We start from the raw sequence: 24,918 nt of genomic DNA on the forward strand, positions 1-24,918 counted from the left end.
AACGAATGGATCAGAGGACGAATAGAAAAGACCTTCCCCCGTACAGCAGGGAAGGTCTTGGTCTGATGTAAGTTAGCGCAACACTTTCGAGCCTTTGGGCAGTACGTCCTGACTTACCACATCGGCAAATGTTTCTCGTTTTACGACCAGTTCCGCCGTACCGTCATGAACAAAGACAACGGCGGGGCGCGGAATGCGATTGTAATTGTTGGACATGGCGTAGCCGTATGCGCCTGTGCTGCTGACAGCCAAAATGTCGCCGGCTTTCGCTCGAGGCAAGGCAATGTCCCTGATGAGCATGTCGCCGGTTTCGCAGCACTTTCCCGCGATGGAGACCGTTTCCGTGTCAGCCTCGTTCATCCGATTGGCAATTGCTGCTTCATACTGGGCCTGGTAGAGAGCCGGTCTCAGGTTGTCGGTCATCCCGCCATTGACAGCGACGTACTTGCGAACATTGGGAATTTCCTTTTGGGACCCGATGTGATACAAAGTGGTTCCTGCATCGCCGATAATGCTTCGGCCCGGCTCAATCCACAGCTCAGGCAGCGGCATTTGCCGGTCGGAAAGCTCGGCCCGAACCGCAGCCGTGATCGCTTTGACATAATCGCCCGGCGCCAGCGGTGTATCGCCTTCTACATAACGAATGCCAAACCCGCCGCCGACATTCAGCACTTGGGAAATAAAACCGAATTTTTCTTTGGCCTCTTCAAGCAATTCCACCAAACGTTTGATCGCGACCAAAAATCCGTCTGTTTCAAAAATCTGCGAACCGATATGGCTGTGGACACCGAGCAGATGCAGCCACTTGCTTTCGTTCGCCTGGCGGATCGCTTCCAAAGCCTGCCCGCTCTTTACGTCAAACCCGAATTTCGAATCCTGCTGCCCAGTGGAGATGTACTCATGCGTATGCGCCTCTACGCCTGGCGTCACGCGCAGCAGTACAGCTACCTTCTCCTGTCTTTCCTCGCCGAGCTGGGCCAGCAGCGAAAGCTCATAAAAGTTGTCAACGACAAAGCAGCCGATCCGGGCATCCAGAGCCATCTCTATTTCTTCTATGGACTTGTTATTGCCATGAAAGTGGATACGCTCCACTGGGAAGCCAGCCTGGAGAGCCGTGAACAATTCTCCCCCCGACACGACGTCAAGGGACAGCCCTTCCTCTTCAATCAGCTTGCACATCGCCATCGTACAAAACGCTTTGCTGGCGTATGCTACTTGAAATGAAAATCCCGATTCGCGAAAAGCGTCCACGAAGGCTCGACACTTGCTGCGAATCAGCGCTTCATCGTACACGTATAAAGGCGTTCCATACTCAGCAGCCAAATCCGTGACGTCGCAACCTCCAATTTCCAAGTGGCCCTTCTCATTGACTCGACTAGTTCCGTGTAGATACATCCCCAAATCCTCCCCGATACGCTGCTGGATAAATGTTCGTGTAGCGCCGCTTCTCTATATAGAAAGGCAACTGTATGACCTTACAGTTGCCACCTCTACCTGCTTTGGCTTATCAATCAATTTACTATAATAAAGCGCATTTGACAATGGGTGAAGCCTTCATTGTCAGAATATTTATTGCCGGGAAGAGTTGGGTGAACGGACAATGCTCGGCCGTCTGTTTTTCATCGGGACAGCCATCCTCACCAAGATATCCTTCATGGCTTTAAAGTTGAAGGGAATGAACGGCCACAGATACGGCGTATCGAGAGAGCGTGTCACAGCGAGACCGATGAGAACGACAAGCAAGCCGATCATCAGACCCGCAGTCGAGAAAAATCCGACCATCAGGATCAAGAATATCCGTACCAGCCGATTTGCCAAGCTCAGCTCGTAGCTGGGAGTCGCGAACATACCGACAGCTGCGACGGCCAGGTACAAAATGACTTCAGGGGCAAACAGCCCGACGTCGATGGCGACATCCCCGACCAAGATCGCAGCCAGCAGACCCATCGCGATTGACAGAGGGGAAGGCGTATGTATGGCAGCCATCCTCATCAGATCAAGTCCAACCTCCGCCATCAAAAATTGTGCCAGCAGCGGTATGCTCCCTTTGTCCTTGATCCCGATGAAATGCAGCGGTTCGGGGATGAGCGATGGATGCATGGCCAACAACAGCCAGACGGGGAGCAAAAATACCGAAGCAAAGATGCCAAAGAAACGCACCCAGCGAAGGTACGCTCCAACGACGGGGGTCTGTCTGTATTCTTCTGCGTGCTGTACATGGTGAAAATACGTGGCCGGTGTAATCATGACACTCGGCGAGGTATCCACGTAGATCAGCACATGCCCTTCCAGCAAATGGACGGCGGCCACATCCGGCCTCTCCGTATAGCGTACGAGCGGAAACGGATTAAAGGTCTTGCCGATGATGAACTCTTCCACCGTCTTCTCGGCCATCGGGATGCCGTCAATCTGGATATTTTGCAGCCGGTGTTTTAATTTATCAATCAGCTCTGTATTGGCCACACCCTTGATATAGGCGATGGCTACATCCGTTTTTGTCCTTTCTCCGATTTGCATGATCTCAAACCGCAAGCGTTCATCCCGGATACGCCTGCGTGTCAGTACGGTGTTGAGCACAAGCGTTTCGGTAAAACCGTCATGCGCACCGCGTACAATCCGTTCCGTATCCGGCTCCTCTGGCGAGCGTGTCGGCAACACTTTTGCGTCCATGATGATGGCATTGTGTGAACCTTCGATGACGAGTCCGACCTGACCGACGAGCAGTTTATCGATGAACTCATTTGCCGTTGCCACCTTGGCCATTTGAAAGTAAGGAATATATCTGTGGTACAAGTGCTCAAAAACATCGGCAGGCAGCTCTCTCTCCCGCAAGTCATTCAAATCCCGGAGAACCTGCGTAATGATGTTGTCGCTCGCAAAGCCATTGATGTAGTACAACAAAATGCGAGTCCGGCCAACTGTAAATTCGTGAACCCCGACGTCAAAGCTAACTCCAATGCCAAGCTTGTCGTTTAGGTATTCCTTGTTTTCATCCAGATCTTCCACGATCAGCCGCTTCTTCTCACTCTTGGTTTCCGGCATGGAACCCGCTCCTTTCCAATATCCAATTCACTGCAGCCATGGTAATCGGGCAACCATTGCGCAAGCTGTCCCTCCCTTGCATTTTTCCAATATCGCCGATTCCGATGATATTGGGCACATTAAGCTTGTTCAGGATATCGACGGTATCTCCGTAGATTCGGTTCTCCAGCTCTGTTTCCGCATAACCGTGTTTGTCAACAGCCTCATTGACAATCCGGCCGAGGTTGTCCACGGAAACCTTGACCGCAGCCCCGTTCACCCACTTTGTATTGGATGCCACTGCAATCGCACCCAGCACTTCGATATCGGGATGTTTGACAACGTATTCGATTGCCTGCTCTCCGCGGCCCCGGCCCCTGTCTCCGTTGTCGTCAAACATGATCAGAACGGGGTCTTGCGGCGTCATTTTGATCAGCTCGACCATTTGGCTTCCGCTCAGCGGCGTCGGATTCCCCGCCGACAACGAAACCGCTCGTCCCCCAATCTTTCTGGCTATCATTTCTACCACTCTTTGCGCTACATGATCACCGTCTGTGATCAGAATGACCTTCCGTCGCTTTTCTGGCATGCACCTCTCCCCTTCCTCTTCACGGGGGGATCATCCCTTTGGTTTAAAGACTAGCGACGCCAGGAACCCGAACGCGATAGCGGCGGAGATGCCCGCACTCGTAACTTCAAAGATTCCCGTAACGACTCCGATCAGGCCGTGCTGCTCCGCTTCCGATATGGCGCCATGGTATAGGGAATGGCCGAAGCTGGTGATCGGAACAGTCGCTCCCGCACCGGCAAAATCAATCAACTTGTCATAGACGCCAATAAAATCGAGCGCAACCCCGGCGACGACCAGCGTGCTCATCACGTGGGCGGGGGTCAGCTTCGCCACGTCCAGCAACAACTGACCGATCACGCAAATCAATCCGCCAACAACAAAGGCGATCACATATTCCATCAGCTTCCTCCTCCTTCTATCGAAACCGCATGGGCTATGCAGGGAATGGAGTTGCCCTGCTGATAGCTGACCGGGCTTAGCAATGCACCAGTTGCACATACCAAAACCTTGTTTAGCTTTCCTTTGTTCAACTGGTCCATGATATAGCTGTACGTCACTACTGCACTGCTGGCACATCCGCTGCCGCCGGCAAAAACCTCCTGATCCGGCGAGTACACCATCAGACCGCAGTCGTTGTAAACCCGGTCCAAATCGTACCCATCCATTTTCATCAGGTCCTTGAGGATGGGAAATCCGACGGCTGCGAGATCTCCTGTTACAATCAAATCGTAATCATTCGGATTGCGGCCGGTATCCTTGAAATGTGTCTGCAAGGTAGATGCTGCAGCAGGCGCCATCGCCGATCCCATGTCAAATGGGTCTTTAATCCCCATATCGACGACTTTGCCGATCGTGGCGTACGTAATCCGCGGCCCGCTCCCGCCAGTACCGACAACGGCAGCACCCGCTCCTGTCACCGTCCATTGTGCCGATGGCGGCTTCTGTCCGCCGTACTCGGTTGGATAACGGTATTGCCGCTCGGCTGTCGCATTGTGGCTGCTGCAAGCGGCTAATGCTTTATTCGCATACCCGGCGTTGATCTGGGCAGCGGCATTGGCCAGGGTGAGCATCGAAGTCGAGCAAGCCCCGTACATGCCCATGAGCGGAATCGACACCTTCTCGGCAGTAAAGCTGGTCGTAATGTTTTGGTTCAGCAAATCCCCGGCGAAAAACACGTCAATGTCCTGTCCGCTCAGATTCGCTTTGTCCAAAGCAAGATTAACGGCATCCTCCAGCAGCTGTCTTTCCGCGTTCTCCCACGAGTCCTGTCCGGCATACATATCGTCGTAGACCTTGTCGAACAAGGCTCCCAGAGGTCCCTCCCCTTCTTTTGGACCGACAGCAGTGGCTGTTGATAGAATGCGGACGTCATTCGGGAAGTGCCAGGTCTGCCGGCTTACCCGAAAATCGCTGGATCCATTATTCATAGCAGCTCCCCTCACACGATCATCTTCCAAACCGTTTTCAACACGCCGGCTATGAAAGCGGCGACCACGCCAAAAACAATGACGGAGCCGGCCAGCTTAAACATATTTCCTCCTACTCCAAGAACGAATCCTTCGCTTCGATGCTCAATCGCTGCAGAAGCGATCGAGTTGGCGAATCCGGTGACAGGTACCGCTGAGCCCGCACCTGCGTACTGTCCAATATTGTCGTAAATGCCTAGTCCGGTCAGAAGCACAGAGAGGAAAATGAGCGTGGCAACGGTAGGATTGCTCGCAGCCTTTTCCGAAAATCCGAAGAAGTTGATATAGATGTTTTGCAGCACCTGGCCCAGCAGACAGATGGCCCCCCCAACCCAAAAAGCGCGTATCGAATTGAGCAGGACGTTCCGTTTTGGCTGGTACTTCGCCGCCTGCTGCTGATAGAGCTGCTTCGTCATTTGATTCGAACCATTGGACTTCGATTTTGTCGCCATCTTTGTTCCTCCCACTCGTCCTGTCTGGTCAACATACTCACATATCCATATCTTGTCTCCTCGTCTCCATTCTATGAATGGCTGAATTTACCAGTCGGCGGGTCAAAGCTTCAGCCACCACTGAAGAAGAGATCCGATGATTTTCCCGAGAACCATCGCCATCAACAAGAAAATCAATTTCGAGTCCATGTTGAGCCTTTTTGCCAAGATCGGAAAGACGTTGAGTGCTTCGGTCAGTCCGGCGGCCAATGTGCCTACGAAGACACCTGCAAATACGCCGTAGATAGAAGTAAACAAGATAGGCAATGCGGCCACCCATTGAAAAAAATCGGCCAGCGTAAAAAACAGAGCGCCGCTAACCAGTGACCATTCCAATGCTCGTATGTAGCGATGCGCGTTGGTGAGCTGAGCCAGCCGGGGGATAATGTCCAGAACCGTAATAAAAGCAACGAACCCGCTGCCTACAGCGAGCCCTCCACCCAGTCCGATGATTGCCAGCAAGATATGCTGCCACAAGCTGCTCATGGCTTGATCCGCTCATTCTCCTTATTTTCATGCTGAATGTAATACTGATCGAGATTTTGCTGGTACAAGAACAGCTCAACCTCCAACGGACTGGGTTCTTCGTTGATTCGCTTCTGAAAAATATGGTTGAAAAACAGGATCATCCCCAGACCAATCCCGATGGAATAAGGGATTTGCAACCAAAGGGGCTGGTCGCTTGCCTGTCCGGTGATCAAATAGTGGATGCGCTGATGGACCTGCAGCATGCTGACGTCCGTGTGGAAGTTCATAATCGCAAGACCGGCACCGACGAAGAGCAGGACCCATACCAGTGTAACCATGAGGAGATTTGCCTTTTTGCGAGGGTTCAAAACTTCTACGACAATATGAGCCGCGCCCTGTACCTCCAATGCCAGCTCGGGGTGCACGCGCCGGATTTGTTTGATGACCTGCATAATATCAATGATAATGAGGTTTCCATCAGCAGGTTTCACCTGATAGACAGGCAGACGGGCCAATGCTTTTTCACGGTCGCCATCCCAATACAACTGGCAAATATCTCCCAGCGTAATCGTCGCGTTCGGCTTGACAGCCAACCGTTTGCGCAGCTTGAGAAACAGCGGCTGGTTCATCTGCTCCCCCTCCTTTCAAAGACTATGTCCTGCTAGTATGTGCGTGTGGACAAAAGCCATGCACATAAGAAAAGACCAGGCTGAGCTAATGCTCAATCTGGTCTTTGATCGTTTGCAGGATTCGCTTTTCCAACCGGGACACCTGGACCTGAGATATACCCAGCCGCTCAGCCACCTCTGATTGGGTCTGATCCTTGTAATAGCGCAAGTAGACAATCAGCTGTTCTCTTTCTGTCAAACGGCTGATCGCATCCTTCAGCGCGATTTTTTCAAACCATTTGTTGACACTTTCATCTGCGATCTGGTCAATCAGTGTAATCGGATCGCCATCATTTTCAAATACAGTTTCATGGATCGACGAAGGGGCCCTGCTTGCCTCCTGGGCAAACACCACTTCCTCCGGTGTAATTCCTACCGCTTCCGCCACTTCAGAGATCGTAGGAGCCCGTCCGAACTGCTTGTACAGCTCGTCTTTCGCCCGCCTTACCCTGTTTGCGGTTTCCTTTAGCGACCTGCTTACTTTTACAGTGCCGTCGTCCCGCAAAAAGCGCTGTATCTCACCGATGATCATGGGAACGGCATACGTGGAGAACTTCACATCGTAATTCAGGTCGAACTTGTCCACGGCTTTCAAAAGTCCGATACACCCGATCTGAAACAGGTCGTCGGCTTCATAACCACGATTGATGAAACGCTGAACAACTGACCAGACAAGCCGAATATTGCTGTTTACAAGCAGCTCTCGCGCTTGTGCATCCCCATCCTGGCTCTGGGCAATCAGTTCTTTTACTTGGTCGTTGGTAAGAAACGGCTGACTGGCGTTTTTAATATCGGCACCCATAGGCACTACTCCTAATTCTGTAATGCTTTGGCAAAGGAAAGGCGTTTTGTCAGGCGGACAGTCGTCCCTTTCCCGACAGCAGTTGCCACTTCAAGCGAGTCCATAAAATTTTCCATAATCGTAAAGCCCATTCCCGAACGCTCCAGCTCGGGCTTGCTGGTGAACAGCGGCTGCATTGCCTGGTCGACGTCCTCGATTCCCTTGCCTTCATCCTCCACTACCAATTCCACGACACCCTCATCGATGCTGACCGAGATGCGGACAACACCATCCGGGTTTTCGTCGTACCCGTGGATGATGGAATTGGTCACTGCTTCCGAAACAACGGTCTTGATCTCTTCCAGTTCCTCAACCGAGATGTCAAGCTGAGAGATGAACGAGGCAACCGCGACGCGGGCGAACGCTTCATTCTGACTTACGGCAGCAAACGCCACGCTCATAAAATTGCGTTTGGCCATCATTACGCCACCCCCAATACGTGCAGTGCTTCCGCTTCGTTCTCGCGAAACTTGATCACCTTAAACAGCCCGGACATCTCGAAAATCCGGTAGATGGTTGGATTGATCGAGCACACCACCATTTCACCGGAGCGAGCCGAAATCTGCTTGTACCGCCCCAGGATGACTCCAATGCCGGAGCTGTCCATAAATGAGAGCTCTGCCAGGCTGAGCACGATATGGCGAATAGACGATTGGCGCAAAAGGTCGTCTACTTTCCCGCGCAATTCCTCTGCTGTATGATGGTCCAGTTCTCCTTGCAAACGGACAACCAAGACGTCCTGTTTTGTTTCCATGATGATGCGTAGACTCATGGCTGAAACACTCCTTCATCCCGTAGTACACTCTCATTTCTTCTCTCTCTGTTCCATTTCCTGCCAGCCGACAAAAGAACAAAAAAATCGAGCGGCCACATGGTACAATTCGAGGCAACTCGATTCTTTTCGCGTTCTCGCTGTCAGGTTAATAGCTAATCAATACGTTTCTCGTTGTCCGCTTGAGAATCTCCCACATGCCTGCTTTGTCGACCGTTTGTTCCGGGAACAGGTCGATCCGGTTTACTTCCTTGCCGTCTTTCGTGCGGATAAAAATATGTCCGATCACTTGATTCTTATCGAGCGGAGCGCTGATGTCAGACTGCAACACGACTTCGCGGTCATATTGGTCGGCAGACTCCCCGCGCTTCATCAACAGGCTGACAGCGTGCGGCGTGACCGCGTTAACCGTTGGCTGTCTTCCTTTGTCCACGCTCAAGCCTTGCACAACCTCCCCTTTTTTGTACAAGGGAGCTACCTGATAATGAGCAAAAGCGTAATTGAACAGTGTCGACACTTCGGCGTTTCTCGTTTTTGTATCGGGCTCGCCCATAACGACGGCAATGACCCTCATGTTATTTCGTTTGGCCGTAGCCGTCAAACAGTATTTGGCTTCGCTTGTATAGCCTGTTTTCAGACCATCTACGCCTTCATAAAAGCGAACGAGCCGGTTCGTATTCACCAACCAGAACGGGTTGGACGTTTCTTTTCGCAAATAGTCCTGATAAATTCCTGTATATTTGGTAATCGCTTCATGTTTCAAAAGTTCGCGGGACATAATTGCAATGTCCAATGCGGAGGAGACATGCTCCGGTGCAGGCAACCCGTTGGAATTGACGAAATGCGTTTGCTTCATTCCAAGCTGCTTGGCCCGCTCATTCATTTTGGCTACGAACGCTTCTTCCGTTCCCGCCAAATGCTCGGCCATCGCGACGGAAGCGTCATTCCCCGAGGCAATCGCGATCCCCTTGATCATGTCTTCTACCGTCATTTCCTCGCCAGGCTGGAGAAAAATCTGCGAACCACCCATGGATGCAGCTCGTTCGCTCGTACGAACCTTGTCCGTCAGCTTGATTTCTCCGCGCTCCAGCGCTTCCATGATCAATAGAAGCGTCATGACCTTGGTAATACTAGCAGGAGGCAGCTTTTCGCTTGCGTTTTTTTCGAACAAGACGGTTCCCGTATCCGCTTCCATCAATATGGCGGAGGTTGCATGCGGTGCAAAATTCATCTGTCCGTCTTTCGCCGGCGTGTTTTCCTTGGCTGCCGTCGCTATCGGAGAAAAGAACGCAACGCACAAGATGAAGCATAAGCTCAGATACAGACTCCTTTTCATAGCAAACTCTTCCCTCCATTCATGGTTCTATTCTCACCAAACAGAAAGGAAAATATTCACAGAAAAAAACGGGGTTTTCGCACTCTGAAAAATATGATTGAGAGAAAATCGTGCCGAACCGGGGCAGCTACTTCTCAAAAACAAAACTGCCTTTGTTCGATTAAAAGCTGCCTTGTTAGATTAAAACTGCCTCCGTAAGCAGCAAAAAAACTCCCTCCGAATTGACAACAGAGGGAGTTTCGCTTGTTGTAACCATCTAGATCTTAAACTTGCTTACATTTTCCGACAAATCATCCGCGAGCTTTTTCAATTCTTCTACATTTTCACTGATTCGCGCAATGGACTGCAGCTGTTCGTCGACAGTCGCCACGACACCGCTCAGTGATTGATTGATTTCATCCGATACTTCGGAAAGACGCTGCATCGAGCTTGTGACAACCTGATTGCCTGCTGCCATCTCCTCAGAAGCGGCAGACATGGATTCGCTCTGCTCTGCAGCAGATTGAATATCGGATACGATATGCTGGAAGGCCGTACCTACGGTCTCGACGGACTGGAGACCGGTGCTGACCATGGCGACGATCTCATCCATATGCTTGCTCATATCCATGGCTTCGTCGTTGATCGAGTGCGCGATCGACGCGATCCGCTCAGAAAAGGAGCTGCTCTCCTCTGCCAATTTCCTGACTTCGGTGGCTACAACAGAGAAGCCTCTGCCGGCCTCGCCCGCTCTCGCAGCTTCAATTGCCGCATTTAAGGCAAGCAGGTTCGTCTGGGAGGCGATGCTGCTGATCATCTCGACAATGCTTGTGATCTGTCTGGCCCGCTCTCGCAATCCATGCATTTGCTGGGCCGTACGCTCTACTTCACCATTTGCTTGTCTGACGGTAGAGATGACGTTTTCGACCAGCTTCATGCCGTCCTGGGCTCGCTCAAAAGTGCGACTCGTCGCCCTGGTCGTCGATTCTGCCGCAATCGCCACCTGCTCGACGCCTTGGGAAATTTCTGAAACGGTCGTGGCAGCGGAAAGCACCTCTTTTGTCTGCTGCGAAACTCTCTCGGAAATCGAAGAGATATTCTCCGTAATAAAATGAATGGAGCCGGTGTTTTCCTGAGCCGATTGATTCAGCTCTTCCGCCGCGATGTTCAGGCGATTCGCTTGTCCCTGGACAAGGGATACGAGCTTTCTGAGCTCGCCCGCCATTTCGTTCATCTTGTGCCCGACCATGGCAATCTCGTCTTTTCCTTTTACCTGCACCTGCACGTCAAAACGGCCGGACCCGATTTTCTCCATGTCTTGCGCGATCGCCAGGAGCGATTTGCGAATCCGCTGTGCAAACCACCAGATGGAAAAGGCGGCCACAGCGATGATGGGAATACTGATCAGCCCGAATGTAATTCCCATGCCATTCAACTCGCCGTAAACCTCCGAGGAAGCTGTCGTCAGGACAAGCGCCCAGCCCAGCGAGGCGATGGGAGCGACGGCTGCAAACGAATCCACGCCATCCGCTTCATATTCCAGACTCTGGCTTGTGCCGTTTTGCACCAATGCAAGCAATTCTGTATAATCCCCATTTTCTGCCAGCGACAGCTTGTTGTTTTGCGCCGAGTCCTTGTGGGCAACGACCAACCCATCCTTGCGAACGACATACGCATAGCCGTTTTGCATGAATGGAATTTCTTCTGCCTTTTTTACGATTGGGTCGATCTGAAAACCAACCACGAGAAGGCGGGAGGTGTCTTTATTCTTCTCCCCTACCGGAGTAGCCAAGTAAATGAAGCTTCTTTCCGCCCCAAGTACGACTTCCTCATCAGAAAAAACAGGTCCCCCAGAAGAGAGCGCATTTTGCACATATTGCTTCTGCTTGAAGTCGATCTCATTTTTGCCGGTCAACGAATACAACGATTTGCCTGTGCCGGGATCAACCAAATATATTTTTGAGACCTCTTTATGGCTTTGACGCAAGAGCCGGAACTGCTCCATAATGAGCGGCTCCAGATCCGTGGTCATGACCCTTTTGGCCGCTGTCTCCAGAGACGAGCTTTTCAGGTCATCGATCCAGTCTTCCATGCTTTCGGCATACTGCTCCGCCAGCATTTTCGCCTGGTTGGAAGTAATGTCAATCAACGTGCTTTTGGAAAAAGAAAGTGCTATGTATTGCAATGCACCAATGATCACGATAACAAGAATAATTCCAAAGGTAATCATTTTTTTGGCCATGGAACCCTGCAGTTGCTTGTTGAGACTGCCAACCACGTCAGCCAGCTTTTGCGGTGCTGACAGATTTTTTGGGCGAAAACGCGGCAATCGGAATATCCGCATGGTAACTACCCCCTTCTCTCTTTTGACGTCCTGAATACTCAGATGGAAAAATGAAAAGAGGCCCCGGACGCAAAGAATGGGGCGATTCCCCCATCCATTCGCGGAGGCCACAGTATCTCGCATGATGGAAAGACAGGATTCCCCATATGGTGGAAATCCTGCCGCTGTAATCTAGTTGTACAAATGGCAGGCAGCGAAATGACCAGGCTCTACTTCTTTCCATACGGGCTCAGCTGCAGCACATTCAGGCATTGCTTTCGGGCAACGCGTGCGGAAGTGGCAACCGCTCGGAGGATTCATCGGACTTGGAACATCGCCTTGCAGAACGATGCGCTCACGCTGGCGCTCTACCTCTGGATCAGGAATCGGGATAGCAGACAGAAGCGCTTGTGTATATGGGTGAAGCGGCTTTTCATACAGCTTGTCACTCTCTGCAAGCTCTACCATTTTTCCGAGGTACATAACTGCTACACGGTCGGAAATGTATTTAACCATCGACAAATCGTGGGCAATAAACATGTAGGTAAGGCCCATTTTTTCCTGCAGCTGCTCCAGGAGGTTTACGACCTGCGCTTGTACGGAAACGTCGAGGGCAGAGATCGGTTCGTCACAAACGATGAACTTGGGCTCTACCGCCAGTGCACGGGCAATACCAATCCGCTGGCGTTGACCACCGGAAAACTCATGCGGAAAGCGGTTCATATGCTCCGGATTCAAGCTGACCAGCGAAAGCAGCTCCTGGATACGCTCTTTGCGCTTTTGTCCGGCGGCAAGACCGTGGATATCCAGAGCTTCTCCGATAATATCCCCGACTGTCATCCGCGGGTTCAAGGAAGCATACGGGTCCTGGAAGATCATCTGCATGTTGCGGCGCATGGCTTTCATCTCTTGGTTGTTCAGCTTCATGATGCTTTTGCCTTCAAACAAGACGTCCCCTGCGGTAGCATCATACAAGCGGAGAATGGTCCGCCCGGCTGTCGATTTTCCGCAGCCGGACTCGCCTACCACACCGAGAGTTTCTCCACGCTTGATCTCGAACGAAATGTCGTTCACGGCTTTCAACGTATTGTCGCCGATTTTGAAGAATTTTTTCAGGTTGCGAACTTCTAACAATGTATCACGATTATCCACTTGTCTTCTCCCCCCTCTTACGATCCTGCGCGATTCTGTGCCAACGGGTGCTGGAGCCAGCAAGCAGCCCGCTGTGTCGAGCTAATGTCATTCAATTCAGGATCGTACTCCTGGCAGACGCGCATCGCTGATTCACAACGCGCGGTAAAGCCGCATCCAACCGGCGGACGAAGCAGATCCGGCGGCGTACCAAAGATCGGAGTGAGCGGTTCGTCGCGGTTCAGGTCCAGTCGAGGTACCGAGCGCAGCAGGCCTTTTGTGTAAGGGTGCTGCGGGTTGTAGAAGATATCGTCTACGGTACCGGTCTCGATTACCTTGCCTGCGTACATAACGATGACGCGATCGCACATTTCAGCCACGACGCCAAGGTCATGCGTAATCAGGATAATCGACGTATTCATTTTCTTTTGCAGCTCTTTCATCAGATCCAGAATTTGCGCCTGAATCGTCACGTCGAGCGCTGTTGTCGGCTCGTCAGCGATCAGAAGCTGCGGAGAGCAAGCCAGCGCGATCGCAATCATCGCACGCTGGCGCATCCCGCCGGAGAATTCGTGCGGATATTGATCGACACGTTTTTCCGGTTGCGGAATTCCTACCAACGTCAGCAGTTCGATGGCACGATTGCGGGCATCGGAACGCGACATGTTCTGGTGCTTGATCAAACCCTCCATGATCTGGTTGCCGATCGTTAAAGTCGGATTCAATGAAGTCATCGGGTCCTGGAAAATCATCCCGATATCTTTACCGCGGATAGATTCCATTTCCTTGTTTGATTTATTGACAAGGTTGACTCCGTTAAAGAGAATTTCGCCTTTTTTGATCTCGCCTGGCGGCATCGGGATAAGCTTCATCAAGGTTTGGGCGGTTACAGACTTGCCGCAGCCGGACTCCCCTACGATCGCAACAGCTTCTCCGCGCTTCACGTGAAAATTGACGCCGCGTACAGCTTTGACTTCCCCCGCATAGGTATGGAAGGAGACGTGCAGGTCTTTTACTTCGAGAATGCGTTCTTCCATGACTGTGATCCCTCCTATTTCCGCAAGCGTGGGTCTACGGCGTCACGCAGACCGTCGCCAAGCAAGTTAAATGCCAACATCGTTATCGAGATGAACAGAGCCGGGAACATCAAGCGCCACGGGTAGTATTTCATCGCCGACAAACCTTCGTTGGACATCGTTCCCCAAGATGCTACCGGAGCGGATACCCCAAGACCGATAAAGGAGAGGAACGACTCGGCAAAAATGGCAGATGGAACAGTCAAGCTGAGCGTTACGATGATCGGGCCCAAAGCGTTCGGGATCAAGTGTTTGAAGATCAGACGGTTGTTGTCAGCACCGAGAGAGCGGGCTGCCAATACAAACTCCTGCGCTTTCAACTGGAGAATCTGACCGCGGACGATCCGCGCCATCCCAATCCAGCCCGTTATCGTTAAGGCGATAATAATCGTCCCGACCCCGGGCTCTAAGACGACCATGAGCAAAATAACCACCAGAAGATAAGGAATCGCATACAGAATATCGGCAATACGCATCATGATTTCATCGACTTTACCGCCGTAGAAACCAGCAAGACCGCCCCAAATTACGCCGATGATCAGGTCGATAAACGCTGCGGCGAAGCCTACTTCCAAAGAAATGCGTGCCCCGTACCATACGCGGACGAAGACGTCGCGACCCAGGTCATCGGTACCAAACCAGTGTTCAGCAGAAGGTTTTTTGTTCTTACCTGCCAAATCAGTCGTAAAATAGTCATTGGAGCTAAGGATCGGAATCAGGCTCGCACAAGCGACCAAAATCAAGATAAAGACAAGGGACGCCATCGCTACCTTGTTCATTTTCAATCGGCGCCATACGTCCGCCCAGAAGGAAAGGCTCGGGCGCTTAATGGATTCTGCCTGGCGAAGGTCGACAGAAATCGGCTCAAAATGCTCTTTCGTCAGTTGCATGTATCATTACTCCCTTCCTGCATCGCTTAGCTTGATCCGCGGGTCAACCAGCGTATAAGCGATATCAACCAGCAAAATTCCTACAACCAGAATGATCGCATAGAACACCGTGGTCCCCATAATAACGGTGTAGTCACGGTTTGTAATCGAGATAACGAACTCGCGACCCAAACCAGGGATACCGAAGATTCGCTCGATTACGAATGCACCGGTGAGGATGTTTGCAAGCAGCGGCCCGAGATAAGTAATAACAGGCAGAAGAGCGTTGCGAATAGCGTGTTTGACAGTAATCGTCACTGTATTCAAGCCTTTGGCTTTAGCCGTTTTGATGTAGTCTTGCCCGAGAACCTCCAGCATGTTGGAACGAGTCAGACGGGCGATGAAAGCGATCGGCATCGCGGCGAGAGCCAAGGAAGGCAGTACGGTATATTCAAAACCTTCCCACTTTGCAATGGGAAAGATGCCCCATTTGATTGCAAAGAAATATTGATAAAATGATGCCAAAATAAATCCAGGGACGGACAGGCCGAGAACGGCGATAAGCATGGCTGAGTAGTCCTGCCATTTATTGTGCTTGAGCGCTGCGACAACGCCTAGCGTGATCCCTCCGAAGATCGCGAGCAGCAAGGCCTGTGCTCCTAAATGGGCGGATACGGGGAAGCCCCGGCTGATCATGTCATTTACTGTGGAAGACTTCTCAACAAAGGATGGGCCCAAATCCCACGTAATGACACCCTTCAGATAGTCCAGATACTGCTCGTGGAGCGGCAGGTTCAATTTGTACTTTGCTTCCAGAGCTGCCTTGATTTCATCTGGTACGTTCTTTTCGGAAGTGAATGGACCGCCCGGCACCGCTTTCATAATGAAGAAGGTGGCCGTTACGATCAAGAAAAGCGAAAGAATCATGAAGATGATACGCTTACCAAGATAACGGATCAACAAACTTACCCCCTTACAATTTTTTTGCTTTCACGTCCCATCTTTACACTGCAGCATTCTAGATCCAGTGCAAAAATCGACTGTGTAAATAATTCCCCGTTGTTCGAATCTCTTGCGGATTTCTCTCTCTTTTTCTGTTGGCTATGCGCCATCTTTATATATATCGGAACGGTCGGCATAAGATAAGGTATATGGACGACCATATACCCTATCTCTGCAAACCGATTTCCTTTATGCCAATGCGGAAAACAAAATTACTCTACCGAAGCCCATTTCCAGTCGACATCGCCCAGACCGCCGATTACGACGCCTTTGACGTTTTCCTTTTGCACCCAGGAGTTTGTATAGAAGTAGATCGGCATGATCGGCATTTCATCCATGAGGATTTGCTCCGCTTCTGCCAGAATCTTCTTGCGTGCTTCCGGATCGCTTTCCGTGTTGGATTTGATCAACAGTTCCTTGTACTTTGGATGCTCCCAACGCGTGTCGTTGTTTCCGCCATCCTTGTCTCTGTACAGCTCGAGGAAGTTGATAGGGTCGTTAAAGTCACCCAGCCATCCCATACGGCCAACCTGGAAGTTTCCTTGGTGCATGTCTTCGAGGTAGACTTTCCATTCTTTGTTTTCCAGCTTCACTTCTACGCCGAGATTTTTCTTCCACTGGTCTTGAATCGCCGCAGCGATTTTTTGGTGGGCCTCAGACGTATTGTAGGACAGAGTGATTGGCGGAAGCTTGGAAATGCCGAGCTCCTTCATGCCTTCTTCCAACAGCTTTTTCGCTGTTTCAACATCATTGTCCTTGAAGTAGCCATCAGGTTTCAGCGCCATGGACGGCGGGACTGCACCTGTGGCAGGAATTTGGCCAGTTTGCAGGATATTGTCAATCAGGGACTGACGATCGATAGCATACGCGAACGCCTTGCGAATTTTCACATTATTAAACGGCGGTTTTTCTACGTTGAATTTATACCAGTACGTACCCGCGATTGGCTGAGTCGTAATTTTGTTCTGCTCTTTCAGAGCCGGGATGGCATCCGTCGGCAATGCGCTTGTCGGAGCACCAGCCCAATCGATTTCGCCGTTTTCAAACATGGACAGCTCGGTGTTCTCGTCTTCTACCATGGCAAACTCGATGCGATCAAGTTTTACAGAATCTTTGTCCCAGTAATTTTCGTTTTTGACGAGCACTAGCTTGCTCTTATGCTCCCAGCTCTCCATCTTGAAGGGGCCGTTGCCCAAGTGAGTCTTTGCTTCCCCTGCCCACTTCGGATTGGATTCAAGGAGGGCTTTGTTAACAGGGAAATAGGTTGGGAATGCAGTCAGCTCCAGGAAGAATGGAGTCGGGTTTTCCAGTTTTACTTCCAATGTTTTGTCGTCAAGTGCTTTCACACCGACTTCGTCGCGGCTTGCTTTGCCTTTGTTGTAGGCTTCACCATTCTTTACATAGTATAGCTGATAAGCGTAGTTGGATGCCGTATTTGGATCCAAAGCGCGTTTCCATGCGTATTCGAAGTCATGTGCCGTCAACGGTTCACCGTTTGCCCATTTGGTATCACGCAGCTTGAACGTATACGTCAACATGTCCTCGGAAAGCTCGTAGCTTTCAGCCACAGACGGCTGCGGCTTGTTATCCGGACCGATGCGGGTGAGACCGTCAAAGGTAGCGCGGATAATCGCGGCAGATGTCGTATCTTCGGAGAGTCCCGGATCTGCCGTTGGTGGTTCCGAATGGAGATTCAGTTTCAGCACTTGTGGCTTTTTCTCCGCAGGCGCCGCTGCTGGCTGTTGGGTCTGGCCTGTGTTCTCAGCCGGCTTCTGTTCTGTGGTAGTAGCCTGTTGGCCTCCACCGCAACCAGCCAATGCTGTACCGAGAACGGCAACGGAACTGACAAGAGCAAATACGCTTTTTTTCAACGCAATAACCCCCAATGTCATTGTCTTTTTTGTCTGTTTCTTTTTTTGTATGTTTTCAGAAAATTAGGAAAGAAAAAACCGTTTTTTCCCTCTTTGTTACCGGCGCTTACCAACCCCTTTCCTTATATGGCCACATCTTCATCACGAACGAACGAGAAGGAATCTTTATATTGTTTTAGCTCCAGCGACACATCCGCCGCCAGAATTCCTTCACATTGTGAGAGACGTTCGTTGACAAAGGTGATCAATTCTTCATTATTATGGAAACACGCTTGAATGATCAAGTCGTGCTTACCGCTGAATGCACCTACAAAGCGTACCTCCGGAAATTTGCTCAGTTCCTCAGCGACGCTGTTTTGCAGCCCGAGCTTGGTGGTCAATCCGATGATCGCCTGTACATGTAAGCCCAGCTTTTCTGGGTCAGGGTGAATAACAAACTGAAACACTCCATCTTGTAACAGGCGTGTAATCCGTGAACGGATGGTCCCTTCGCTCAAGCCAAGTTGATGAGCAATATCGGTGTATGCTCGTCTGCCGTCTTCTTGTAAAATTTGCAAGATCTGCATATCAACATGGTCTAGCTTTTTCATAAATACGATTTTTTAAGAACCTCCATTGGTTTTTTACGAAATTCGCAAAAATCTTTTACAATTTGCCTGTCACTTTAAACATAATCCGAAATGATAGCGGTGTCAACGAAATTTGACAAGTAGAATTATAAAAAATTATAAAGTGAATCCGAACAATAAATAATTTTTTAACATTTCACACTTACTATCTTTTACTCTATTGAACCGCAATTCAGTTGATTAATCAATAAAAATTTATCGAGAAAGACGTATTTTTTATCGAATGCTAGCATATTTATTTCCGAACGATGCCTTTTTTCGAGGCCTGCTCTTCGAAATGCGCATAAACCAGTGTCTTCACTCGATTTTCCAAAGTTTGGGAAAGCGTTTTCAGCAAATCTCCTGGAGAACAAACGCCGGACATTTCGTCCGACGTTATTTGTTTTACAGGAAACCTATTCGGTTATGATTTTGTAAATTAATGGTTGATCGATCAATGACTCGCTATCATAAGTATATGCGCCTTTCAACTCTTCTACCGCTTGCTTGAGCAATATCTCGTCATTGGCATGTACGGTAGCCAGTACATCGCCCTTGCGCACTTGATCGCCCCGCTTCTTGGCCAGCACGATGCCGACAGCCAGATCAATCGGCATTTCCTTGGTCAGTCTGCCCGCCCCCAACACTACCGACGCATGCCCGACTGTCTCCGCATCAATTGCAGAGATATAACCGTCCTGGCTCGCTTTCACCTCGGCTGTCAAAGACGCCTTGGGCAGTCGGTCAGGGTTGTATACATCCTCTTTGTTACCACCCTGGGCCTCGATCATCTGGGCGAGCTTTTCCACGGCTTTCCCGCTGTCCATAATCTCTTCCAGGCGCTTTCGGCCCTCTTCGACGTCTGCCACGAGCTCGCCGAGTACGAGCATATGCGCTCCGATCGCAAGCGCCAGCTCGGTCAAATCCTTCGGTCCTCTTCCAGCGAGTGTGTCAATCGCTTCTTTGACCTCTAATGCGTTGCCCACAGCAAAGCCGAGAGGTTGATTCATATCACTGATGACTGCGACCGTCCTTCTTCCTACCTGCGTGCCGATTTGGACCATGGCTGATGCAAGCGTTTCCGCCTGTTCCAGCGTCTTCATGAAAGCGCCTTTGCCGACCTTTACGTCCAGCAGGATCGCATCGGCCCCGGCCGCTATTTTTTTGGACATGATGGAGCTCGCGATCAGCGGAACCGCTTCTACCGTTGCGGTCACGTCCCGCAAGGCATATAGCTTCTTGTCTGCCGGGGTCAGATTCCCCGATTGGCCGATCACCGATACGCCGATTTCCCGTACTTGCTGCAAAAATTGTTCTCTCGTCCGTTCCACCTGGAAGCCGGCAAACGACTCCAGCTTGTCAATCGTCCCTCCGGAGTGCCCCAGGCCTCGTCCTGACATTTTGGCAACGGGAATCCCGGCCGCGGCAACGAGAGGAGCCACAACAAGCGTCGTTTTATCACCAACGCCGCCTGTACTGTGCTTGTCAACTTTGATTCCTTTCAGAGAGGACAAATCAAGCTGCTCGCCCGAACCCGCCATAGCCAGCGTCAGGTCGCCCGTTTCACGCGGAGTCATGCCGCGCAGCAGGACTGCCATCGCCCAAGCGGACATCTGATAATCCGGAATGCTTCCGTCTGTATAACCGCTAACCAGGAATTGAATTTCCTCGCTGGAAAGCTCCAGGCCATCTCTTTTTTTCGCAATGATATCGACCATGCGCATGATTATTCACCTCGTAGACAGTCTTTCCCCAAGCCCAGGGAGCAACAGGAAAGAAGGGTATGAAGCATGAACATACCCTCCTTTCCACCGCTCTTACAGCTTTGCGACAATGCCGTTAATCAGCGACAGGAACTGCGCTTTCACTTTTTCCGTCGTTTCCATGACTTCCTCGTGAGACAGCGGTTGCTCCAGAATTCCGGCAGCCATGTTGCTGATGCAGGAGATGCCGAGAACGTTCATTTTCATGTGTTTCGCCACAATCACTTCCGGTACTGTCGACATTCCGACCGCATCTCCGCCGAGAATGCGCAGCATGCGGATTTCTGCCGGAGTCTCGTAGGATGGGCCGAGCAGTCCGACATAGACCCCTTCCTGAAGCTCGATGCCTTGCTCGGCAGCTACCTCTTTTGCCAATCCGCGCAGCGCCTTCGAATACGCCTCTGACATATCCGGGAAGCGCGCTCCCAATTGCTCGTCGTTTGGTCCGATGAGCGGGTTGCGGAACGTCATATTGATATGATCGGCAATCAGCATCAGGTTTCCGGGCTGGTAGTTTTCATTAATGCCCCCTGCGGCATTCGTAACAATAATCGTTTCAACACCGAGCATTTTCATGACGCGGATCGGGAAGACGACCGCATCAAGCCCGTGTCCCTCGTAGTAATGGAAGCGGCCCTGCATCGCGACCACTTGTTTGCCCTGCAGCTTGCCGATGACAAGCTGGCCTTTGTGTCCGACGACGGTAGAAACCGTGAAGCCAGGAATCTCATGATACGGAATGATCACCGGATTTTCGATCTCGTCTGCCAGTACGCCCAGACCAGACCCGAGAACAAGCCCAATGGTAGGCTTCTCGCTCAGCTTTGGTTCGATGTAGCGGATTGCGTCTTGATATGTTGTCATCTGTCAAACTCCTCTCATACTATCGAAATGATTGCGTATTGCATGCCCGCATTTACAGTTTGGAAAGAAAGCTTTCCCCAATGGCTGGCGGCTGGACGCCAAAATTGTCCGCGATGGTTGCGCCGATGTCGGCAAATGTGCTGCGAATGCCCAAATGGCTGCCTGTGGCTATCCCTTTGTGGTAAATGAGCAGCGGAACGTATTCGCGCGTATGGTCGGTTCCGTGATGAACCGGATCATTTCCGTGATCGGCAGTGATGATCAGCAGATCTTCCTCCCCCAGGGAAGAGATAAGCTCAGGGATGCGTGCGTCAAATTCCATCAGCGCCTTGCCATACCCTTCCGGATCGCGGCGATGTCCGAATTTCGCATCGAAGTCGACCAGGTTTACGAAGCTGAGGCCGGTAAACGACTCTTTCATCGTACCCAGCAATTGATCGACCCCATCCATATTGTCCTTGGTCCGAATCGCTTTCGTAACCCCTTCATCTGCGTAAATATCACTGATTTTACCGATCGCAATAGAAGCCAGTCCCGCATCCTGGAGCCGGTTCATCACTGTCGGCGCGAACGGCTTAACGGAGTAATCATGCCGATTGGCTGTACGGACAAAGGAGCCGGGCTGGCCTACGAACGGGCGGGCGATGACGCGGGTGACGGCAAACTCGTCACGCAAAGTCAGCTCCCGGGCAACCTGACAGATGCGATACAATTCTTCCAGCGGGACCACTTCCTCGTGGGCTGCCACCTGGAACACACTGTCCGCAGAAGTGTAGACAATGACGTTGCCAGTCCGCATATGCTCTTCGCCCAGCTCATCGAGAATGTCTGTGCCGGAAGCGACCTTGTTGCCCAGCACCTTGCGTCCGATCCTCTCTTCGAACTCGTGGATCAGCTCGGTCGGAAAACCATCCGGGTATGTGCGGAACGGTGTGGATACGTGCAGACCCATAATTTCCCAATGCCCTGTCGTTGTGTCCTTTCCGATAGAAACTTCATTCATTTTCCCATAATGGGCTTTTGGCTGCTGCGCAGCAGGGACATTGGCCAAAGGAGCGATATTCCCCAGGCCCAGTGCTTGCAAATGCGGAAGAGCAAAGCCTTCTACTCGTTCGGCAATATGGCCGAGCGTATGGGCACCCTCGTCTTGAAAACGGGGGGCGTCAGGCAATTCGCCGATCCCGACGCTGTCCATCACAATCAAGAAAACACGAGAAAAACGTGGCAAAAAAACCGCCTCCTACAAGTAAGTATGAAGAATGCACCCAGGTGTAAGGATAGTCGTCAGACGTCTGACGAGGAAAAAAAGAGAGACTATGCTCTCGGGTGGGTTTTTGCGTAAATATCCTTAATCCGGGTTCTGGTCACGTGCGTGTAAATCTGGGTCGTAGAAATGTCTGCATGGCCGAGCATTTCCTGCACGGAACGGAGATCTGCACCGTTCTCGAGCAGATGCGTGGCAAAGGAATGGCGCAGGGTATGCGGAGTAATTTCTGCTCTGACATTTGCTTTTTGCGCATATCGCTTAATAATTTTCCAAAAGCCCTGCCTGGTAATCTGCTTGCCCACATGGTTCAGGAACAGCGCAGTCTCCCCCTGCTCTTTTACAAGCCGGGGCCGCCCTGCCTGCAAATAATGCCGTACCATTTGAATGGCGACCGAACCGAGCGGGATGATGCGTTCCTTTGACCCTTTGCCCATGCATTTGACAAACCCCATCTCCAGATTCACATCCAAGACGCTGAGATTCACCAATTCCGACACGCGGATGCCTGTGGCGTACAGAAGCTCCAGCATCGCTTTGTCGCGTAGACCTGCGGGATGATTCATGGGCGGGCTGTCGAGCAGACGCTCCACCTCTTCCACCGATAATACCTTGGGCAGCCTTTTTTCAATTTTGGGCGTTTCCAAATGAATCGACGGGTCTTTGTCGATAAACTTGTCGCGTACGAGAAATTGATAAAAGGCCCGTATCGAAGCCATATTACGGGAAAGTGTCGCCGTAGCCCTGCCTTTTTCCTGCAAACTCATCAAATACCCGATGATCTGTGTCCGGGTAGAGTCTTCTATCCGGGTGATTCCCTGCTCCCGCAGATAGTTGGTATAGGCAACCATATCCCGTTGATATGATTCCAGTGTATTTGGTGAAAGCCCCTTTTCGACGGAAAGAAAATGGATAAAATGATCAATCAGCATGTCCATGAAGTTGTCCCCTTCAGGTGAAAAGTATCTCGTATTGCTTTCCACACGAAAAGGAAAAGTCCTCTTTTTTGGAGGAAAAATGCCCCTCTATTCCCCTGTCAGATAGAACAGCTGCAGCCTCGCCATATATCCGTCCAAATCCTTTGGAGCAGATGTATTGACGAGCTTCACGACTTTTACCGCATTGCCGTTTGGCTCCCGGTATTGGTTCCCGGACCACAGTTTATCGGTAAGCAGAGAGATAATCCCGTACGAAATCAATGTGCAGGTGACAAACAGGAGAAAAAAGCGCAAGATCTCCATGAATCGTCGAACCGGTATTCGCATGTGCCGACTTCCTCCCTGTTATCGTTCCTTCCATATATATGCGCCATTGAAAAATCCATTCAGCCCGCTTATGTGGGAAGGTCTTGGAGGACGTCGTCAAGCGGTACAAAGGGAACGTTCAAGGATCTGGCTACTGCTTCATACACGACGTGGCCGTTGAGCACATTGACCCCGCGAGCGAGCGCCCGGCTTTGGGCGATAGCAGTGCGGTACCCTTTGTTGGCAATCATCAGCCCGTAGGGAATGGTGACATTGGTCAAGGCGATGGTTGAGGTGCGGGGAACCGCTCCAGGCATGTTGGCAACCGCATAATGGACGACTCCATGCTTTACGTAGGTCGGATCGCTGTGGGTCGTAATCCGGTCGATTGTCTCGATCGATCCCCCCTGGTCAATCGCCACATCCACGATGACGGAACCGGGAGCCATCGATTTTACCATTTCCTCCGTGACCAGTTTGGGAGCCCTTGCTCCCGGAATCAGGACCGCACCGATCAAAAGGTCCGCTGATTGTACAGCCTCGGCAATATTGTAGTGATTGGACATGAGCGTATGCAGACGCCCCCGGAACAGGTCATCCAGCTCACGCAGCCTGCCTGCATGAATATCAAGCAGCGTTACCCTTGCCCCCATTCCGACAGCCATTCTGGCCGCATTCGTCCCGACAATGCCGCCACCGACAATGACTACGTGCGCCGGCGGAACACCTGGCACCCCTCCCAAAAGGATGCCCTTTCCGCCGTGAGGCTTCTCCAAAAATTGGGCGCCGATCTGTACAGACATCCGTCCTGCCACCTCGCTCATCGGCATGAGCAGCGGCAGCGACCCGTCATCGGTCTGGATCGTTTCATAAGCGATCGCCACCACTTTTTTGGCGCACAGCTCTGCTGTCAGCTCTCTTTCCGGTGCGAGATGCAAATATGTAAACAGGATCAGATTTTCCCGAAAATATGCGTATTCCTCCGGCAACGGTTCCTTTACCTTGCAGATCATGTCTGCATGCTGCCAAACTTCCCTGGCGCTGCTGAAGATTTCCGCACCGGCCGCGAGATAGTCCTCATCAAAAAAGCCAGAGCCCGCTCCAGCCAGTGTCTCCACGAGTACCCGATGTCCCGCCTGCCTGTAGGCGCTTACGCCTGCCGGGGTCAATCCTACCCTGTTTTCGTTGTTCTTCAGCTCTTTTGGGACTCCAATAATCACGCTTTTGCCGCCTCCTTCACTTGGCATTCACTTTCCTTATGATGCCTCCCGAAGTGAATCTCTAACAGCC

Annotated in this window: 25 protein-coding genes; all 25 read right to left on the reverse strand. The window is 51.3% G+C overall.

Going from position 1 to position 24,918, the window contains the following annotated elements:
* Positions 1 to 72 precede the first annotated feature (72 nt).
* Positions 73 to 1,395, reverse strand: a complete 1,323-nt coding sequence (gene lysA / locus EDM54_RS15005; protein ID WP_003387175.1) for a diaminopimelate decarboxylase — start codon at positions 1,393 to 1,395, stop codon at positions 73 to 75.
* Between the two features lie 174 nt (positions 1,396 to 1,569).
* A complete protein-coding gene (locus EDM54_RS15010) occupies positions 1,570 to 3,042 on the reverse strand; it encodes a spore germination protein (RefSeq protein ID WP_003387176.1) in 1,473 nt (490 codons plus the stop codon).
* Positions 3,023 to 3,610 (reverse strand): stage V sporulation protein SpoVABEA, encoded by a 588-nt coding sequence (gene spoVAEA / locus EDM54_RS15015; protein ID WP_003387181.1) that lies wholly within the window; start codon positions 3,608 to 3,610, stop codon positions 3,023 to 3,025. The genes EDM54_RS15010 and spoVAEA overlap by 20 nt, the downstream gene beginning before the upstream one ends.
* Before the next feature lie 30 nt (positions 3,611 to 3,640).
* Positions 3,641 to 3,991, reverse strand: coding sequence for a stage V sporulation protein AE (gene spoVAE / locus EDM54_RS15020; RefSeq protein WP_003387182.1), 351 nt, complete (start codon positions 3,989 to 3,991; stop codon positions 3,641 to 3,643).
* On the reverse strand, positions 3,991 to 5,019 hold the full coding sequence (gene spoVAD, locus EDM54_RS15025) for a stage V sporulation protein AD (protein ID WP_003387183.1): 1,029 nt from the start codon (positions 5,017 to 5,019) through the stop codon (positions 3,991 to 3,993). The genes spoVAE and spoVAD overlap by 1 nt, the downstream gene beginning before the upstream one ends.
* A gap of 11 nt (positions 5,020 to 5,030) precedes the next feature.
* Positions 5,031 to 5,510 (reverse strand): stage V sporulation protein AC, encoded by a 480-nt coding sequence (gene spoVAC / locus EDM54_RS15030; RefSeq protein ID WP_003387184.1) that lies wholly within the window; start codon positions 5,508 to 5,510, stop codon positions 5,031 to 5,033.
* Positions 5,511 to 5,612: 102 nt separating this feature from the next.
* Positions 5,613 to 6,035: a stage V sporulation protein AB gene (locus tag EDM54_RS15035; protein ID WP_003387185.1), complete on the reverse strand. Its 423-nt coding sequence runs from the start codon at positions 6,033 to 6,035 to the stop codon at positions 5,613 to 5,615.
* The gene (locus EDM54_RS15040) at positions 6,032 to 6,646 is read right to left on the reverse strand and encodes a stage V sporulation protein AA (RefSeq protein ID WP_003387186.1); all 615 of its coding nucleotides are present in this window, start codon (positions 6,644 to 6,646) and stop codon (positions 6,032 to 6,034) included. The genes EDM54_RS15035 and EDM54_RS15040 overlap by 4 nt, the downstream gene beginning before the upstream one ends.
* Positions 6,647 to 6,731: 85 nt before the next feature.
* Positions 6,732 to 7,487, reverse strand: a complete 756-nt coding sequence (sigF, locus tag EDM54_RS15045; RefSeq protein WP_003387187.1) for an RNA polymerase sporulation sigma factor SigF — start codon at positions 7,485 to 7,487, stop codon at positions 6,732 to 6,734.
* Between the two features lie 11 nt (positions 7,488 to 7,498).
* Positions 7,499 to 7,948: an anti-sigma F factor gene (gene spoIIAB / locus EDM54_RS15050; RefSeq protein WP_003387188.1), complete on the reverse strand. Its 450-nt coding sequence runs from the start codon at positions 7,946 to 7,948 to the stop codon at positions 7,499 to 7,501.
* On the reverse strand, positions 7,948 to 8,298 hold the full coding sequence (gene spoIIAA, locus EDM54_RS15055; RefSeq protein ID WP_003387189.1) for an anti-sigma F factor antagonist: 351 nt from the start codon (positions 8,296 to 8,298) through the stop codon (positions 7,948 to 7,950). The genes spoIIAB and spoIIAA overlap by 1 nt, the downstream gene beginning before the upstream one ends.
* A gap of 148 nt (positions 8,299 to 8,446) precedes the next feature.
* Positions 8,447 to 9,634 (reverse strand): D-alanyl-D-alanine carboxypeptidase family protein, encoded by a 1,188-nt coding sequence (locus tag EDM54_RS15060; RefSeq protein WP_003387190.1) that lies wholly within the window; start codon positions 9,632 to 9,634, stop codon positions 8,447 to 8,449.
* 256 nt (positions 9,635 to 9,890) lie between these two features.
* Complete coding sequence (locus tag EDM54_RS15065; RefSeq protein WP_003387191.1) at positions 9,891 to 11,957, reverse strand: methyl-accepting chemotaxis protein; 2,067 nt, start codon at positions 11,955 to 11,957, stop codon at positions 9,891 to 9,893.
* 171 nt (positions 11,958 to 12,128) lie between these two features.
* The gene (locus tag EDM54_RS15070) at positions 12,129 to 13,088 is read right to left on the reverse strand and encodes an ABC transporter ATP-binding protein (RefSeq protein ID WP_003387192.1); all 960 of its coding nucleotides are present in this window, start codon (positions 13,086 to 13,088) and stop codon (positions 12,129 to 12,131) included.
* Positions 13,089 to 13,105: 17 nt separating this feature from the next.
* The gene (locus EDM54_RS15075) at positions 13,106 to 14,104 is read right to left on the reverse strand and encodes an ABC transporter ATP-binding protein (protein ID WP_003387193.1); all 999 of its coding nucleotides are present in this window, start codon (positions 14,102 to 14,104) and stop codon (positions 13,106 to 13,108) included.
* Between the two features lie 14 nt (positions 14,105 to 14,118).
* Positions 14,119 to 15,033, reverse strand: a complete 915-nt coding sequence (locus EDM54_RS15080) for an ABC transporter permease (RefSeq protein WP_122958412.1) — start codon at positions 15,031 to 15,033, stop codon at positions 14,119 to 14,121.
* A 6-nt stretch (positions 15,034 to 15,039) separates the two neighbouring features.
* A complete protein-coding gene (locus tag EDM54_RS15085; RefSeq protein WP_003387195.1) occupies positions 15,040 to 15,972 on the reverse strand; it encodes an ABC transporter permease in 933 nt (310 codons plus the stop codon).
* 254 nt (positions 15,973 to 16,226) lie between these two features.
* Complete coding sequence (locus EDM54_RS15095) at positions 16,227 to 17,885, reverse strand: peptide ABC transporter substrate-binding protein (RefSeq protein ID WP_003387196.1); 1,659 nt, start codon at positions 17,883 to 17,885, stop codon at positions 16,227 to 16,229.
* A gap of 122 nt (positions 17,886 to 18,007) precedes the next feature.
* Positions 18,008 to 18,475, reverse strand: a complete 468-nt coding sequence (locus tag EDM54_RS15100) for an Lrp/AsnC family transcriptional regulator (RefSeq protein ID WP_003387197.1) — start codon at positions 18,473 to 18,475, stop codon at positions 18,008 to 18,010.
* A gap of 434 nt (positions 18,476 to 18,909) precedes the next feature.
* On the reverse strand, positions 18,910 to 20,217 hold the full coding sequence (locus EDM54_RS15105; RefSeq protein ID WP_003387198.1) for a pyrimidine-nucleoside phosphorylase: 1,308 nt from the start codon (positions 20,215 to 20,217) through the stop codon (positions 18,910 to 18,912).
* A gap of 93 nt (positions 20,218 to 20,310) precedes the next feature.
* A complete protein-coding gene (locus EDM54_RS15110) occupies positions 20,311 to 21,120 on the reverse strand; it encodes a purine-nucleoside phosphorylase (RefSeq protein WP_122958414.1) in 810 nt (269 codons plus the stop codon).
* A gap of 52 nt (positions 21,121 to 21,172) precedes the next feature.
* Entirely contained in the window at positions 21,173 to 22,348 is a 1,176-nt protein-coding gene (gene deoB / locus EDM54_RS15115) for a phosphopentomutase (protein ID WP_003387200.1), read from the reverse strand.
* Between the two features lie 86 nt (positions 22,349 to 22,434).
* Positions 22,435 to 23,322 carry a site-specific tyrosine recombinase XerD gene (xerD, locus tag EDM54_RS15120; protein ID WP_003387201.1) on the reverse strand — a complete coding sequence of 296 codons (888 nt, stop codon included), beginning with the start codon at positions 23,320 to 23,322 and terminating at the stop codon, positions 22,435 to 22,437.
* A gap of 87 nt (positions 23,323 to 23,409) precedes the next feature.
* Positions 23,410 to 23,649 (reverse strand): DUF4227 family protein, encoded by a 240-nt coding sequence (locus tag EDM54_RS15125; RefSeq protein ID WP_003387205.1) that lies wholly within the window; start codon positions 23,647 to 23,649, stop codon positions 23,410 to 23,412.
* Positions 23,650 to 23,717: 68 nt separating this feature from the next.
* The gene (gene ald, locus EDM54_RS15130) at positions 23,718 to 24,848 is read right to left on the reverse strand and encodes an alanine dehydrogenase (RefSeq protein ID WP_003387206.1); all 1,131 of its coding nucleotides are present in this window, start codon (positions 24,846 to 24,848) and stop codon (positions 23,718 to 23,720) included.
* Positions 24,849 to 24,918: the final 70 nt, after the last annotated feature.

Source organism: Brevibacillus borstelensis (assembly GCF_003710865.1).
Lineage (GTDB): Bacteria > Bacillota > Bacilli > Brevibacillales > Brevibacillaceae > Brevibacillus > Brevibacillus borstelensis.